The organism is Streptomyces sp. SID13031 (assembly GCF_010548305.1).
Classification (GTDB): Bacteria; Actinomycetota; Actinomycetes; order Propionibacteriales; family Kribbellaceae; genus Kribbella.
The window spans coordinates 285,172-299,724 of record NZ_JAAGLV010000005.1; the positions used below are offsets into that span (position 1 = coordinate 285,172).

At 67.8% G+C, this 14,553-nt stretch carries 15 protein-coding genes; 4 read left to right on the forward strand and 11 right to left on the reverse strand.

Features of this window, described 5'->3' with window-relative positions; genetic code table 11:
• The first annotated feature begins 37 nt into the window (after positions 1-37).
• Together G3I17_RS13210 and G3I17_RS13215 are read left to right on the forward strand one after the other, a co-directional pair.
• The gene (locus tag G3I17_RS13210; RefSeq protein WP_164596279.1) at positions 38-739 is read left to right on the forward strand and encodes a response regulator transcription factor; all 702 of its coding nucleotides are present in this window, start codon (positions 38-40) and stop codon (positions 737-739) included.
• Positions 739-2,238, forward strand: coding sequence for a HAMP domain-containing sensor histidine kinase (locus G3I17_RS13215; RefSeq protein ID WP_164596280.1), 1,500 nt, complete (start codon positions 739-741; stop codon positions 2,236-2,238). Before G3I17_RS13210 ends, G3I17_RS13215 begins: the two co-directional genes overlap by 1 nt.
• Here the strand turns inward: G3I17_RS13215 and ppk2 are convergent.
• The 10 genes from ppk2 to G3I17_RS13265 all read right to left on the reverse strand — a co-directional run bounded on the left by ppk2 (position 2,235) and on the right by G3I17_RS13265 (position 11,361).
• The gene (gene ppk2, locus G3I17_RS13220) at positions 2,235-3,143 is read right to left on the reverse strand and encodes a polyphosphate kinase 2 (protein ID WP_164596281.1); all 909 of its coding nucleotides are present in this window, start codon (positions 3,141-3,143) and stop codon (positions 2,235-2,237) included. The genes G3I17_RS13215 and ppk2 overlap by 4 nt on opposite strands.
• A gap of 87 nt (positions 3,144-3,230) precedes the next feature.
• Entirely contained in the window at positions 3,231-3,875 is a 645-nt protein-coding gene (locus G3I17_RS13225; RefSeq protein WP_164596282.1) for a class I SAM-dependent methyltransferase, read from the reverse strand.
• A gap of 57 nt (positions 3,876-3,932) precedes the next feature.
• The gene (locus G3I17_RS13230) at positions 3,933-4,883 is read right to left on the reverse strand and encodes a hypothetical protein (RefSeq protein WP_164596283.1); all 951 of its coding nucleotides are present in this window, start codon (positions 4,881-4,883) and stop codon (positions 3,933-3,935) included.
• Positions 4,884-4,938: 55 nt separating this feature from the next.
• Positions 4,939-5,616: a membrane protein insertase YidC gene (yidC, locus tag G3I17_RS13235; RefSeq protein ID WP_164596284.1), complete on the reverse strand. Its 678-nt coding sequence runs from the start codon at positions 5,614-5,616 to the stop codon at positions 4,939-4,941.
• Between the two features lie 66 nt (positions 5,617-5,682).
• Positions 5,683-5,922: a DUF6412 domain-containing protein gene (locus G3I17_RS13240; protein WP_343238296.1), complete on the reverse strand. Its 240-nt coding sequence runs from the start codon at positions 5,920-5,922 to the stop codon at positions 5,683-5,685.
• Positions 5,923-5,972: 50 nt separating this feature from the next.
• A complete protein-coding gene (locus G3I17_RS13245) occupies positions 5,973-7,223 on the reverse strand; it encodes an RNA polymerase sigma factor (RefSeq protein ID WP_343238287.1) in 1,251 nt (416 codons plus the stop codon).
• Positions 7,224-7,492: 269 nt separating this feature from the next.
• Positions 7,493-8,110, reverse strand: a complete 618-nt coding sequence (locus G3I17_RS13250) for an HhH-GPD-type base excision DNA repair protein (RefSeq protein ID WP_164596287.1) — start codon at positions 8,108-8,110, stop codon at positions 7,493-7,495.
• Between the two features lies 1 nt (position 8,111).
• Positions 8,112-8,540 (reverse strand): universal stress protein, encoded by a 429-nt coding sequence (locus tag G3I17_RS13255; RefSeq protein WP_164596288.1) that lies wholly within the window; start codon positions 8,538-8,540, stop codon positions 8,112-8,114.
• Positions 8,541-8,972: 432 nt separating this feature from the next.
• A complete protein-coding gene (locus tag G3I17_RS13260) occupies positions 8,973-10,451 on the reverse strand; it encodes a glutamate--cysteine ligase (RefSeq protein ID WP_164596289.1) in 1,479 nt (492 codons plus the stop codon).
• 106 nt (positions 10,452-10,557) lie between these two features.
• Positions 10,558-11,361, reverse strand: coding sequence for an MBL fold metallo-hydrolase (locus G3I17_RS13265; RefSeq protein ID WP_164596290.1), 804 nt, complete (start codon positions 11,359-11,361; stop codon positions 10,558-10,560).
• 48 nt (positions 11,362-11,409) lie between these two features.
• On the opposite strand from G3I17_RS13265, the gene G3I17_RS13270 reads away from it, so the two are divergent.
• A complete protein-coding gene (locus tag G3I17_RS13270) occupies positions 11,410-12,780 on the forward strand; it encodes a DNA polymerase IV (protein ID WP_164596291.1) in 1,371 nt (456 codons plus the stop codon).
• A complete protein-coding gene (locus G3I17_RS13275) occupies positions 12,773-13,732 on the forward strand; it encodes a tetratricopeptide repeat protein (protein WP_164596292.1) in 960 nt (319 codons plus the stop codon). Before G3I17_RS13270 ends, G3I17_RS13275 begins: the two co-directional genes overlap by 8 nt.
• Here G3I17_RS13275 and ddaH read toward each other — a convergent pair.
• Complete coding sequence (gene ddaH, locus G3I17_RS13280; protein ID WP_164596293.1) at positions 13,712-14,479, reverse strand: dimethylargininase; 768 nt, start codon at positions 14,477-14,479, stop codon at positions 13,712-13,714. The genes G3I17_RS13275 and ddaH overlap by 21 nt on opposite strands.
• Positions 14,480-14,553 lie beyond the last annotated feature (74 nt).

Below are 14,553 nucleotides of genomic sequence, written 5' to 3' on the forward strand. Positions count from 1 at the left end.
CCAGGGATCACACACGTGTTGGCGTAAGACTGGGAGCATGAGCCCGCACTTACTGGTGGTCGACGACGAGCCCAACATCGTCGAGCTGCTGTCCGCGAGCCTGCGCTTCGCCGGGTACGAAGTGACCACGGCGACGCACGGGGCCGAGGCGTTGCGCAAGGCACGCGAGGTCGAACCCGACCTCGTGGTGCTGGACGTGATGATGCCCGGCCTGGACGGTTTCGAGGTGGTCCGCCGGCTGCGCGGTGAGGACCGGCACGTACCGGTGCTGTTCCTCACCGCCCGCGACGCCGTCGAGGACAAGGTCCTCGGCCTGCACACCGGCGGCGACGACTATGTGACCAAGCCGTTCAGCCTGGACGAGCTGGTCGCCCGGGTACGCGCTCTCCTGCGCCGCTCGGGGCATCGCGAGCAGACGGCGACAGAGCCCGCGATACTTCGGTATGCGGACCTGGAGCTGAACGAGGACAGCTACGAGGTGTTCAAGGCCGGCGAGGCGGTGCAACTCTCACTGACCGAGTTCAAGCTGCTGCGCTGTCTGCTGGAGAACGCAGAGCGGGTGATGTCGAAGGGGCAGATCCTGTCGGCCGTCTGGAACTACGACTTCGCGGGCGACGCCGGCGTGGTCGAGTCGTACATGTCGTACCTGCGCCGCAAGGTCGACACCGGCGACCAGAAACTCCTCCACACAGTCAGAGGCGTCGGCTACGTCCTCCGCACCCCCCGAGGCCCCAACTAATGCAGGGCCACCGCCGTATCACCGACCGCTATCCACTGCGGATCACCATCGTTCTGATGCTGCTGGCGCTGGTGACGGCGGCGCTGCTGGCCTCTGGTCTGGTCGCGACGACCATCATGCGGGGCTACATGATCGATCGAGTGGACGGCCAACTGCAGGACGCGGCGAAGCAGCTGACCATCCCGCGCGACAACTGGCCGGATTCACAGCCACCCGACGCCGGCCGGGGCGGCGGTCCGAAGCTCCCGAGCGTCTTCATCGTCCAGCGCTTCGACACGGCCGGGAATCGCACCGAGGGGCCGTTCAGGCAGCCACTCGACCAGTCCGCAGCGCAGCCCAAGTTACCGTCGCTGACGCTTGTGCAGGTGGTCGGGATGGGCACCAAGGTGTTCAGTGTGCCGGCGGCCACAGGCGATGAGACCTTCCGGGTAGTCGCAGCTCCATTGCCCAACGGGGCCGGCTACCTGATGGTTGCCCAGAGTCTCGGAGACATGAGCCAGACCCTGCAGAAGCTGATCGGCATCCAGGTGGCCGCCGGCGTCATCCTGCTAATCCTGCTCGCTGGGGTTGGGACGTACGTAGTACGGCGGAGTTTGCGCGGGCTGGAGGATGTCGAGCACACCGCGGTGGCCATTGCTGGTGGGGATTTGAGTCGGCGGGTCCCGCAGCGGGATCCGCGGACGGAGGTCGGGCGGTTGTCGCTGGCACTGAACCAGATGCTCGGGCAGATCGAAGGGGCGTTTGCGCAGCGGACTGCGTCTGAGTTTGCGGCCCGCAGGTCAGAGGACGCGGCCAAGCGGTCCGAGGAGAATGCGCGCCAGTCGGAGGACCGGATGCGGCGGTTCATCGCCGACGCGAGTCATGAGCTGCGGACGCCGTTGACCTCCATCCGCGGGTTCGCCGAGCTGACCCGGCAGAAGGGTGCGGCGGCCGATCCGGCCACGATGAAGCGGATCGAGGACGAGGCCAAGCGGATGGGACTGCTCGTCGACGACCTGCTGCTGCTCGCGCGCCTCGACCAGCAGCGACCGCTGCAGCACCAGCCAGTCGATCTCCTGACGCTCGCGGGCGACTCGGTTCACGACGTACAGGCGGTTCAGCCTGGCCGCGAGATGAAGCTGCAGATCCTGCCGGACTCCGGAGCGCCCGTCGTCAGCGGCGACGAGGCGCGCCTGCGGCAGGTGCTCGGCAACCTCGTCAGCAACGCGCTCCACCACACGCCGGTCGACGCACCGATCACGATCTCGGTCGGCACCCGCGACGGCGAGGCGATCGTCGAGATCGCCGACACCGGCCCCGGGCTGAGCAAGGAGCAGAAGGTCAAGGTCTTCGAACGCTTCTACCGAGCCGACTCCGCCCGGACCCGCGCCACCGGCGGCTCCGGCCTGGGCCTGTCCATCGTCGCCGCCCTGGTGGCAGCGCACGGCGGCAAGGTCACCGTCACCGACACCACACCGCACGGCGCAACCTTCACCGTGCATCTGCCCGTAGCGGTCTAAAGCACTGGGAACTGCCGGTTGGTCGACTCGCCTTGCTCGAAGACCTGGGCCGCCGGGCCGAGGATCTTGGAGTCGGCCTGGGCCACCAGTTCGTGGTCCTTGTTGTCGTACTCGAACAGGCTCAGGACGTGCCGCATCGCTTCGAGGCGGGCGCGCTTCTTGTCGTTGCTCTTGACCACGGTCCAGGGGGCGTGCGGCGTGTCGGTGTAGTGGAACATCGCCTCCTTCGCCTCGGTGTAGTCCTTCCACTTGTCGAGCGACGCCAGGTCGGTGGGCGACAGCTTCCACTGCCGGACCGGGTCGATCTGGCGGATCATGAAGCGGGTCTGCTGCTCGGCCTGCGACACCGAGAACCACAGCTTCACCAGGTGGGTGTCCGAGCGCACGAGCATCCGCTCGAACTCCGGCGCCTGCCGCATGAACTCCTCGTACTGCGCGTCGCTGCAGAACCCCATCACGCGCTCGACACACGCGCGGTTGTACCAGGACCGGTCGAACAGCACCAGTTCGCCGGCGGCCGGCAGGTGCGCGACGTACCGCTGGAAGTACCACTGGGTCTGCTCGCGGTCGGTCGGCTTCTCCAGTGCGACGATCCGGGCGCCGCGCGGGTTCAGGTGCTCCATGAACCGCTTGATCGTGCCGCCCTTGCCCGCCGCGTCCCGGCCCTCGAACACGATCACGAGCTTCTGCTTGGAGCGCTTCACCCAGTACTGGAGCTTGAGCAACTCGATCTGCAGCAGCCGCTTGTCCCGGTCGTAGACCTCGCGCGCGAGGCGTTCGCCGTACGGGTAGCCCTCGCGCCAGGTGTCGACCGCCGAACCGTCGGCGCGCAGCAGGACCGGATCGTCGTCCTCTTCGTCGAGAACGCGGAAGCCGAGCTCGTGGACCAGATCAGGGGTGCTCATAGCGACCAAGATTCGCTGGACCAGGCTGGTCGATGGTGAACATGGACTGTCCACGCGATGAACACCTTCCGGGGCAGCGATCCGCGATCAGGCGGTGAGCCTGCGCGCCTTGACCGTGCAGTCGCGGCGCTTCAGCAGCTTGCCGTCGACGACCTGTTCGCGCCCGTGATCGCGGCTGACCAGGATCTCCCAGCGGCCGTCGTCCAGCTCCAGATCGGTGATCACCTCGGCCGGTGTCGGGAAGTGGATCTCCGGGTGATCAGCGTGCTGCCCGTGCTTGGCCGCATCGGGCCAATCAAGGTGCCCCTCGATCAGCAGGACGCCACCGGGCGCCACCGCCTCGGCGGCAGAGCGCAGGATCGCCTCGCGGGGCAGGACGACCGTCGAGTGCAGGAACTGCGCCGACACCAGGTCGAAGGTCCCGTGAGGAAAGGTCTTGCCGAGCTCGTGCCGTTGCCAGTCGATCTGCTGCGCCACCTCGGCCTCCTCCGCATGCTTCGCGGCGCGCTCGAGGGCGACCGAGGAGACGTCGACGCCGGTGACCTGCCAGCCCTTCTCGGCCAGCCAGATCGCGTCGGCGCCTTCACCGCACCCGAGGTCGAGTGCGCTGCCCGGCTTCAGGTCGGTGACCTGGTTGACCAGCTCCACATTGGGTTTCCCGCTCCAGATCCGCGAGCTCTCGCGGTAGCGGTCGTTCCAGTACTCAACGGCGGTTCGGTTGTCGGCAGTCATGGGACAAGCATCCGCAGTACGACCGGATCCGACAAACTTTGTTGCTGGTCCGGCAACTCACCGCAGGAAGTGCCGCCGGGCGTTCTCGATGACCGAGTCGAGTGCGGCACGATCACCGGGCTGCTCGGCGAGGTCGGCGTTCAGCAGCCGCTGCAGCAGTTCGTTGATCCGGGGAGTCCTGATCCGCAGCGGGATGCTGAAGCTCAGCTCATCGATCGTTGTCCCGGGCAATGGCGGCTCCGGCGGGTACTCGGCGTACCGGTCGAGCAGTGCCCGGAGGTCGTCGAGCGATCGGACCATCTCCGTCTTCACCAGGTACTGCGCATGTTCGGTCGGGATCCCGGGCTGGGGTGCGCCGATCGCGTCGAACCAGCGCCAGCCCAGCCCGGACAACTCCTCCACCACCAGCCACTCCTCGACCGCCGGCGCCGCGTCGAGCCCGATCCGCAACAGGTAGCCGTAGACCGTGTTCAGCACGGCTCCGTGGACCTGCGGGCCGATCGTGACCAGCTGGTAGGCGAACTCCAGCGGATCCGCCGCGTCGAACCAGCGCTGCACCGCCGACGCCTGATCGACCAGGCACAGTTTCGACGCGGCAGTCACGAACGCGACTACGTCTTCCTGCCGCAGGTCCAGCCACCACTCCCCCGGCTCGAGCAACCAGTACTGCGGATCGGCCCACCGCCCGCGCGTGAACAGTCCGCGCACTCCGAGCGGCGTCAGCGACAACCGGCCCTCCTCGACCTTCACCGCTCCCAACCGTTGCAGGGCCGCAGTACCGGGGCTGTCCGGGGTCGTGCCGTCCCTGAAGGCCGTCAGGAGGGTCTCGATCAACTCCGGCGACTCGGTGAGCAGCGCCCGGCAAGTCTCCAGCCACGCTGCCAGCGCCTGCTCCGCAGGCACCACACCGAGCAGTTCCGAGTTCTCCGCGTCGGTGTCGAGCTTGCTCGGCATCTGTGTGACCGGCACCGGCGATCCAGGCAACGGCTCCAACGGCAGCTCCTCCACAGCAGCAACCTACAGGCGGGAAGCGGCTCAGCCGAGGAGTTCAGCCAGGAGGCGACTAGCGCTGCAGGAAGGTTCGTTCGAGCAGCGTCCAGGCCGTCGTTGTCAGGAGGTACAGGCCCGCCGCCATCGGGATGAAGGCGGCGGTGGCGAGGGTGCCGTAGGGCAGGAAGCGGGCGATTCTGCGAGCCATCGGCGAAGCGGTCTCATCCAGTAGACGCAGCTGCCGGCGGGACGAGAAGAACGCGACGACGGCGAGCAGCAGCGCCAGTCCCAGGTACGCCGGGGTGGTCGCGAACATCGGCCAGTGGACCCCGAGCGGGGCGCCGAAGATGGTTCCCGCGAGCAACTGGTTCGACTGGCCGGCCACGACGGCGGTGCTGAACAGTGTGTACATCACCCAGAAGAACGGGAGCTGCGCGAACATCGGCAGGCAGCCGGCGAACAGGGTGCTCCCGGACTCCGACTGGAGCTTGGCCACCTCACGCTGGACCCGCTCGGGATCCTTGGCGTGCCGCTCGCTGATCTTGCGGATCTCCGGCATCAGCACCGCCCGCGACTTCTCACCCCGGATCGCGGCGAGGCTGAGCGGGAGCAGCAGCAGACGGACGGCGAGCGTACAGAGAACGATCGCCACGGCAGCGGCGTACAGGCCGGTGACGGGTTCGATCGTCGTGGCGATTCCGTTGACGAGGTGGTAGGCGGCGTTGATGGGCGCGTCGAGAAATGCAGGCATGGCGAAACTCCACGAGTCAGAAAGGGGGCTCTGCCGAAACAGAGACGGAGGCAGCGAGAGAACTCGCTACCTTCCCGGTGCTCGTGGGCGCGGTCGCCCGGCCGCGTCAGGATCGCGGAGCAGTAGATAGGCCGTCCGGCGGGAGTTGGCGCGGGTGGCACTGACCCGCGCGGGCAGCGGCGACGAGAGCGGGCGCTGCGCCGCAGTACGGGAGAGCTGGACGACGGCAAGCAAAACGGCCGCCGCCGTGAACACGGCGACGGCCAGTAAGCCGGAGTCGGGACCGAGGGCAGGCATCGCCAGCATCCAGATGCCGGCGAGTGCCCTCTCGATCATGCCTCCACTATGACACCGGATCAGTCCAGGTAGTCGCGGAGCACCTGGGAACGCGACGGGTGCCGCAGCTTCGACATCGTCTTCGACTCGATCTGGCGGATCCGCTCACGGGTCACGCCGTAGACCTTGCCGATCTCGTCCAGCGTCTTCGGCTGGCCGTCGGTCAGGCCGAAGCGCATCGAGACGACGCCGGCCTCCCGCTCGGACAGCGTGTCCAGGACGGCGTGCAACTGCTCCTGCAGCAGGGTGAACGAGACGGCCTCGGCCGGCACGATCGCCTCGGAGTCCTCGATCAGGTCGCCGAACTCGGAGTCGCCGTCCTCGCCGAGCGGAGTGTGCAGCGAGATCGGCTCACGGCCGTACTTCTGCACCTCGATGACCTTCTCCGGGGTCATGTCGAGCTCCTTGGCGAGCTCCTCCGGAGTGGGCTCGCGGCCCAGGTCCTGCAGCATCTGGCGCTGGACGCGGGCCAGCTTGTTGATGACCTCGACCATGTGCACCGGGATGCGGATCGTGCGGGCCTGGTCGGCCATCGCGCGGGTGATCGCCTGCCGGATCCACCAGGTCGCGTAGGTGGAGAACTTGTAACCCTTGGTGTAGTCGAACTTCTCGACCGCACGGATCAGACCCAGGTTGCCCTCCTGGATCAGGTCCAGGAACAGCATGCCGCGGCCCGTGTACCGCTTGGCCAGCGAGACGACGAGTCGCAGGTTGGCCTCGAGGAGGTGGTTCTTGGCGCGCCGGCCGTCCTCCGAGATCCACTCGTACTCGTCCTTGACCTTCTCCTTGAGCTTGGTCTCGGCGTCGCTGATCTGCTCCTCGGCGAACAGGCCGGCCTCGATCCGCTTGGCGAGCTCGACCTCCTGCTCGGCGTTCAGCAGGGGGACCTTGCCGATCTGCTTCAGGTAGTCCTTCACCGGGTCCGCAGTGGCACCGGCGACCATCACCTGCTGCTCGGGCTCATCGGTCTCGTCGGCCTCGGAGACGATGAAGCCCTGGTCCTCGGTGAGCTCCTTCTCCAGCGGCTTGACGGCGTCGGCGGAGAAGTCGGACTCGTCGACCTCGTCCAGCGCGCGCGGCTTACCGGTCTTCGGGTCGATCGCGATACCCGCCTCGGACACGGCCTTCTTCGCCGGCGCCTTCTTGGCGGCGGCCTTCTTCGCGGGAATACCGTCCTCCTTGGGGGACACAGCAGCCTTCTTGGCGGGAGCGGCAGTCTTCTTCACACTGGCGGTGGTCCGTTGAGTCGTACTGCGGGCGGTGGCGGCCACCGCCCGAGTTGACTCGTCGGGGAGATTCTCGGACGAGCTGGACGACACGAATTACCTCTCGTCTGACGATTCAGTCTGCAGGGTTTCTGATACAGCAAATACGGCATTGCGGGTACTGCGAGTCGGTGGCCCCGCGCTGGTCAGGCGGCAGCAACACTTCATTGTAATCCGGCCACCAAGTCCGGGCGTCCCACGACCCCCTCAACGGCGCGCCTGACCGGTACCAGTCCACCGTCTGCACTGGTACCGGCTAGGGCTTCATCCAGCGCTCAACTGTTCCTGGTCTGCCGGAGCGGCCGGGCGACGACGCGCTTCTCGACCTGCTGCTCCTGCTTGAACTGTCTCACCTTGACCAAGGACGCCACGTCGATCACGTCCGCGACCGACTTGTACGCACCGTCCTCGCCGTACGGTTCGGACGCCTCGCGCCAGCCGCGCGGCCGGACCTTGAGCTGCTTGCCCAGCAGCGCGACGAAGATCTTCGCCTTCTGCGCACCGAACCCGGGCAGCGCCGACAGCCTGGCCAGCAGGTCGTCGCCACTCTTCACATCGGCCCAGACCGCCGACGCGTTACCGCCGTACTCCTCGTCCAGATGCTTGGCCAGCGTCTGGATCCGGGCCGCCATCGCGGTCGGGAACCGGTGCACCGCCGGCGGGCCGGCCACCACCTCGACAAAACCGTCGGGGTCGTAGGAGGCCACCGTGGACGGATCGAACGGGCCGTCCATTCGTTGCGCGATCGCAACCGGACCGGCGAAGGCGCGCTCCATCGGGATCTGCTGGTCGAGCAACATGCCGACCAGCAACGCGAACGCGTCTCTGCTGAGCATCTCGTCGGCGTCGGGCTGCTGTGCGAGGCACAGCTTCTTGCTGCGTGTCGAAGTCACCTCAGTCCTCCCCTATTTCGGTCAGCTCAGCGTCGGCCTTCACGGCCAGCACCGGACACGGAGCGTCGAGCAGCACCCGCTGGGCATTGCTGCCGAGGATGAGCTTGCCGACCGGGGACCGGCGCCTCAGGCCGATCACGATGAACTCCGCATGGACTTGCTCGGCGACGGCCACCAGGTCCTCCGCCGGATCGAGTCCACGCACCAACTGCCGCACCTCGTAAGGCACGCCGGTCGAGTCGAGCTGCTCCCGTACCTCTGTCAACGCGGCGTCACTCGCCGCGGCCTCGTCGCTGTCGAAACTGCGTCCGCCCCGGTGCGAGTTCACCACCACCAGCTTGGCGTCGCGCAGCTTCGCCTCCTCTGCCGCCCGCCGGAGCGCCGCGCGCCCTTCGGCCTTCGGCACATAACCCACGACGATGGTCGTCATCGACTTGCCTCACCTCCGGGTGTCCATCACCTGAAACGGTCGACCCGTTCCGAACGATACTGCCCTGAACCCGCTCCGGCATCTGCGGAAATGCACGATCTGTGTCGCGACCGTGACGCTTGAGCGATTGCGCCCGCAACACGGCCGTGCCAGCTAGGCCGTCACCCGATCCAAAGGCGCCGGTCCCCGTCCCCCAACGGTTCACGACTCCATACCCGCCCTGCCACGGTCTAACCTTCGTGGCGCACACCTTTGCAGGGTTGCGACCCGGCGCGCCAGCCCCCTGTTCACCGCCGGGGCGTCAACGAGGGCTGGCTTCCGTACGCCGTTGCCCTGGGCAAGGGCGTGGATGTTCCACCGGGCTGACCCCGGTTCCGGCGCTGTCCTTCGTTGTCTGCGCGGACTTACTCGGTTAACCAGCGAGCCGGCGGCTCAGTCGATCGGCCATTCGTGAACCGGGAGGTTCTCGTGCATGTGGTCGCGGTAGCGGCGCAACATGCCTCGCAACGCGTCCTTACGACCGTGAGAGCCCTTTGTATACAGACGGTGGAACTCGTCGGCCTGCCAGGAAGCCCCGTTGCGGTTGGTCAGGCAGCGCTGCTCGATGATCCCGAGCAGGCGATCCCGGACCGCCGAGTCGACGCCCCACGCGTCCAGGCCTCGCGATGCCATCGGCAACAGCCGGCGCAATACCAGCTCGGTTGCGCGGGCAGTACCGACGCCTGGCCAGAACACCTCGGCGTCGATGCCCTGCCGGGCCGCCTCGTGGAAGTTCTCCTCGGCGGCGCTGAACGACATCTGCGACCAGATCGGCCGTTCGTCGTCGGCGAGGGCACGGACCAGGCCGAAATAGAAGGCGCCGTTGGCCATCGTGTCGACGACTGTCGGGCCGGCCGGCAGTACCCGGTTCTCCACGCGCAGGTGCGGCTTCTCCCGGACAACGTCGTACACGGGGCGGTTCCAGCGATAGATCGTCCCGTTGTGCAGGCGTAACTCCGAAAGAGCCGGGGTGTCACCGCGATCCAGCACCGCGATCGGATCTTCCGCGGAGGTGACCGGCAGCAGCGCCGGGTAGTACCGGGAGTTCTCCTCGAACAGGTCGAAGATCGAGGTGATCCAGCGTTCGCCGAACCAGACCCGCGGCCGGACGCCCTGCGTCTTCAGCTCGTGGGTGCGGGTGTCGGCGGCCTGCTCGAACAAGGCGATCCGGGTCTCCCGCATCAGCTCCTTGCCGAACAGGAACGGCGAGTTGGCACCGATCGCGAGCTGAACGCCGGAGATCGCTTGGGCCGCATTCCAGTACCGCGGGAACGCCTCGGGCGTGACCTGCAGGTGGAACTGCGTCGAAGTACAGGCTGCTTCCGGCACGATGCTGTCGGCGGTGACCTGGAGCCGCTCGATCCCGTCGATCGCGATCTGCACGTCCTCGCCGCGGGCGGCGAAGATCTGGTCGTTCAGCAGCGCGTACCGCGGGTTGGTGCTGAGCGCCTCGCGATGGATGTGCTCGGTCAGCAGCGTCGGCAGGATGCCGACGACAACCATCGACGAGCCGGTTCGCTGCGCCTTCTCCTCGGCGGCGTTCAGGCTCGCCCGGATGGACTTCTCCATCCGGTCCAGACCATCACCGTCGATCTGGCCGGGCGGAACGTTGATCTCGACGTTGAACTGACCGAGCTCGGTCTGGAACGCGTCGTCCTCGATCGCGCTCAGCACCTCGGAGTTCTTGAACGCCGGGTCGCAGTTCTCGTCGACCAGGTTCAGCTCGATCTCGATCCCGGTCATCGGCCGCTCGGAATCGAACCGCGACTCGCGCAGCATCCGCGCGAACGCGTCCAGATTGCGATGGACCTGGTCGCGGAACGCGGTCCGATCCGCCCGGGTGAATTCGACCCGGTCGACTTCCTCGCCCATCAGCGCCTCCCCCTGTCGGGTACTTGGCCTCAGTCTGCCCGACCCGGGCCGGTTGCGTGAGCCGAGTCGCGTCGCTGTTCACCCGCTGGTACGCCGATCCGGCTGGTCACAGTGGTTCCCCGGTCGCCGAGAGCGGAAACACGATGAAGTGATCCCGGACGATCCGGTGCGGCGTCTCCCCCGCCGCGGCCATCACATCGGCGAGCTCGGTCAGTACTGCGGGGTCCAGCTGCAGCTCGTGTTCGCCGGGGTGCTGGTCGGCCCCCATCCCGAAGTCGGCACCGGGTTGCCGGGTCATCTCGATATGCGCGCCGAGCGCCAGCTCCACCGGATTGCCCGCGGCAACGAACGCGGCCAGCCGGGCGATGCTCGCCCGGAAGGCGGGCCAGTCGAAGACGTACAACCTGCCCGCGTACAACGAGTCGCCGGTCAGCAGCAGGCGCGTCGAGCGGTCGTAGAACGCCACGTGCGACGGGTGATGCCCGGGGATCGGGATCACGTCGAGGATCCGCTCGCCCAGCTCGAACTGGACGATCTGGTCCGGCCAGGCGGTGACACCGAAGTACTGCGCGACTTCGTCGGCCGACTTGCCGACGACGGAATCGAACTGTGCGTCACCGCCGACGTGATCGCCGTGGCCGTGCGTGTGCGCGACCACGAGCTCCAGGTCGCGGCCGGCGAGCAACTCGTCGACGACCTTGCGCAGGTCCGCGTGGCCGGTGCCGGTGTCGAGCAGCAGCGCCTTCTCGGTGCCGAGCAGCAAGTAGATGAACGGGCCCTCGAAATTGGTCCGCAAGGCTTGCCGGATGATCGCGGTGCGGTCGTCGTACCAGTGCACCTGATGCTGTGCGTTTGATGCTTGGAGCCCGGTGGCCGTCGTGCCGTCGTCCCAGGCGGGGAAGGTCCTCATGGAGCGATCCTGCCAGGAATTGTCGGTGGCGCCGGGGAGACTGGGGCCGTGCGTACCGATCCGTCCGTCCTGCACGTCGACCTGGATGCGTTCTTCGCAGCGGTCGAGCAGCGGGACAAGCCCTCCCTGCGCGGCAAGCCCGTCGTCGTGGGTGGCATCGGCCTGCGCGGAGTCGTCTCGACGGCGTCGTACGAGGCCCGCAAGTACGGCGTCCGCTCGGCGATGTCGACCGCCGAGGCGCGCTCGCGCTGCCCGCACGCGGCGTACCTGGGGCCGCGGTTCGAGGTCTATCGAGTGGTCAGCCGGGCGGTGATGGCGCAGATGCGCGCGTTGTCACCGCTGGTCGAGCCGCTCTCGCTGGACGAGGCGTTCGTGGATCTGGCGGCGGCCGGGCTGAGCAACCTGACCGTCGACGACGTCGAAGCGATCTCGAACGATCTCAAGGCGGCGATCAAGGAGGCCACCGGCGGGCTGACCGCGTCGGTCGGGGCCGGGACGTCCAAGCTGATCGCGAAGATCGCGAGCGATCTCGACAAACCGGACGGCGTCGTCGTCGTACCGGCCGGCACCGAGGCCGAGTTCCTCGCGCCGATGCAGGTGACGGTGATCCCCGGCGTCGGCCCGGCGACCGCGCAGCGGCTCAGTATGGCCGGGGTCCGCACGGTCGGCGACCTGCAGCAACTGAACGAGGACGAGCTGGTCCGGCAGGTCGGTTCGGCGCACGGCTCGAGCCTGTACCGGCTCGCGACCGCCTCCGACGACCGGCCGGTGGTGAGCGACCGCGAGACCAAGTCGATCAGCATCGAGGACACCTTCGAGACCGACATCATCGACCGGTCGTTGCTCGCGGCCATCGGTGACCGGATGGCGTATCGCGTCTCCGAGCGGCTGCAGAAGGCGCAGCTGTCCGGCCGGACGGTGACGGTGAAGACGCGGATGCACGACTTCACCACCCACACCCGCTCTTCGACGCTGGCCGGGCCGACCGACGACCCACGGGTGATCGCCCGGGTGGCGAAGCGGTTGCTCGAGGACAGCGACGTCTCGGGCGGCATCCGGTTGCTCGGCGTCGGCGTCTCCTCGCTCGCCGACTGGATCCAGGATGATCTGTTCACGGAGAGCGAGCACGAGGACGCGCCGGTCGAGGTGATCGAGTTGCCCGAGCGGCCACGCGACCGCCTGGTCGGGTACTACCCAGGCCAGGACGTGGTGCACACGCAGCACGGCGAAGGCTGGGTCTGGGGTTCCGGGCGCGGCCGGGTCACCGTCCGGTTCGAGACCGCGCAGACGCCGGCCGGCCCGGTCCGGACCTTCGCGATCACCGACCCGGAATTGGCCAAACTTGCCCTTTCAGGCGACCCGTCAGGCGGCGAAGACGACAAATCAGCCGAAACCGGCCAAGATGGGCCGAATGACTGACGTCCGCGGTGGGGTGTACCCGTTCTGCCGAGCCTGCACCACGACGTCGACCGCCTGGCGAGCACCGGATTCGATCACCCGGCTGAGCGGGATCGGCAACCGGTTCTACGGCCACGTCGACGTCTGCCCGGACTGTGGTTCGTCCGTCCGCACGCTCTACTCGACCTTCCTGCTGATCCCGGTCGCCCGCCGCGGGCGGTTCCGGATCATCAAGACGGGCGGCCGCAGCTATGTCGGCCGACGGTTGCTCGATCGTCCGGCCGCGGTGCCCGCCTCGTTGTCGCAGGAGCCGCCGGCGTCGGAGTTCAAGGACCATCCCGAGCTGGTCGACGCGACGTACGAGCAGGCTGAGGCGCATTGGGCCGCGCGCGATTCGGCCGGTGCTCTGCCGTTGTACGAGACCTCGCTCGCGGCCTGCGAGAAGGTGCTCAAAGCTGATGACCCGGCGACTCTCCAGGTCCGGCTCCGGGTCGCGCAGGTGCTGCTGGCGACTGGCGACTACGCCTCGGCGATCGGCTGGTTCGAGCTCATCACGCCGCAACTGATCCGTGTCTTCGGTTCCGGGCACGACCTGACCCGGATCGCCGTCGAAGGCGAGACCGGTGCTCAGCTGATGGTCGGCGGGCCGCGGGCCGAGATGAAGGTGCTGACCGAGTTGCTCGATCAGGACGAGAAAACACTCGGCGGGCAGCACCCGAAGGTCCTGCGGACGCGCGCGGCGCTGGGCCGGGCGACGATGTTCGCCGGTCAGCTCGGTGCCGGGGTGCAGGTGCTCGAGCTGACCCTTGCCGACGGCATCGAAGGACTCGGCGCCGATCACCCGGACACCGAAATCTTCCGCGGCATGCTGCTGGAGGCGTGCGACGCCGCGGACAACCACGGCAAGAAGAAGGATCGTGAGCTGTCAGCGGCGGCCCGGGACCGGTGGACGCTAGCTCCGAAGGCGGACTGACAGGCAGGTCACGCAGCCTTCGAGTTTCTCGAACTCGCTGATGTCGACGACCACCGGCGTGTAGCCGCGCTCGCGGAACAGCTCGGCGGTCCTGGGTGCGGAGGCCGCCATCAGGAGCCGGTCCTCCCCCAGCAGCACGACATGCGCTCCGCCTTCCTCCGGTACTGCGAGGAACTTCGCGAAGGCGGCCGGGTTGTCGGTGAGCGGCTCGTACCCGATCACCGTTCCATCGGGCAACGCGGTCACGGCCGACTTCAGGTGCAGCACCTTGCGGACCGGTACGGCGACGACCTCTGCGCCCAGTGGCGTGAAGTGTTGCCGCAACTGGTCGATCCCGGCCTGATTGGTGCGGCCGCCCAGCCCGACGTACAGGGTGGCGCCGACCTTGAGGATGTCGCCGCCGTCCATCGTGCCCGGCTCGGTGATCCTGGCGATCCGGTAGCCCTGTGCGGCGACGGCCCGTTCCGCCTCGGCGGCTTCGGGGCGCCGCTCGTCGGCACCCGCACGGGCCATCACCGCGAGGTCGCCGAACACCACCATCGTGTCCTCCACGAACACGCCGTCGGGGCAGTCGTCGATCGGGGGCACCTCGACGGTGGTCCAGCCGGCTTCGGCCAGCGCATCGACGTACTGGCGCCATTGCCGTACGGCGAGGTCCGCGTCGACGGGGACGCGTTCGAGGTGGGTGAGCAGGCCTTCGGCGAGGCGGGGGCTCGGGCGGCGGACGAGTGCACGGACGGTGACCATCAGCGCAGATTAGCTCGCGGATGCATGCGCAGGGCGGGTCCGGGTACCAGGCGGTCGGAGTGAAACGCTGGAGC

Bases quoted from the DNA above. Each gene is read 5' to 3' on its own strand.
- G3I17_RS13210 (WP_164596279.1), top strand. From the start codon at position 38: ATGAGCCCGCACTTACTGGTGGTCGACGACGAGCCCAACATCGTCGAG.
- G3I17_RS13215 (WP_164596280.1), top strand. From the start codon at position 739: ATGCAGGGCCACCGCCGTATCACCGACCGCTATCCACTGCGGATCACC.
- ppk2 (WP_164596281.1), bottom strand. From the start codon at position 3,143: ATGAGCACCCCTGATCTGGTCCACGAGCTCGGCTTCCGCGTTCTCGAC.
- G3I17_RS13225 (WP_164596282.1), bottom strand. From the start codon at position 3,875: ATGACTGCCGACAACCGAACCGCCGTTGAGTACTGGAACGACCGCTAC.
- yidC (WP_164596284.1), bottom strand. From the start codon at position 5,616: ATGCCTGCATTTCTCGACGCGCCCATCAACGCCGCCTACCACCTCGTC.
- G3I17_RS13240 (WP_343238296.1), bottom strand. From the start codon at position 5,922: ATGCTGGCGATGCCTGCCCTCGGTCCCGACTCCGGCTTACTGGCCGTC.
- G3I17_RS13255 (WP_164596288.1), bottom strand. From the start codon at position 8,540: ATGACGACCATCGTCGTGGGTTATGTGCCGAAGGCCGAAGGGCGCGCG.
- G3I17_RS13260 (WP_164596289.1), bottom strand. From the start codon at position 10,451: ATGGGCGAGGAAGTCGACCGGGTCGAATTCACCCGGGCGGATCGGACC.
- G3I17_RS13265 (WP_164596290.1), bottom strand. From the start codon at position 11,361: ATGAGGACCTTCCCCGCCTGGGACGACGGCACGACGGCCACCGGGCTC.
- G3I17_RS13275 (WP_164596292.1), top strand. From the start codon at position 12,773: ATGACTGACGTCCGCGGTGGGGTGTACCCGTTCTGCCGAGCCTGCACC.
- ddaH (WP_164596293.1), bottom strand. From the start codon at position 14,479: ATGGTCACCGTCCGTGCACTCGTCCGCCGCCCGAGCCCCCGCCTCGCC.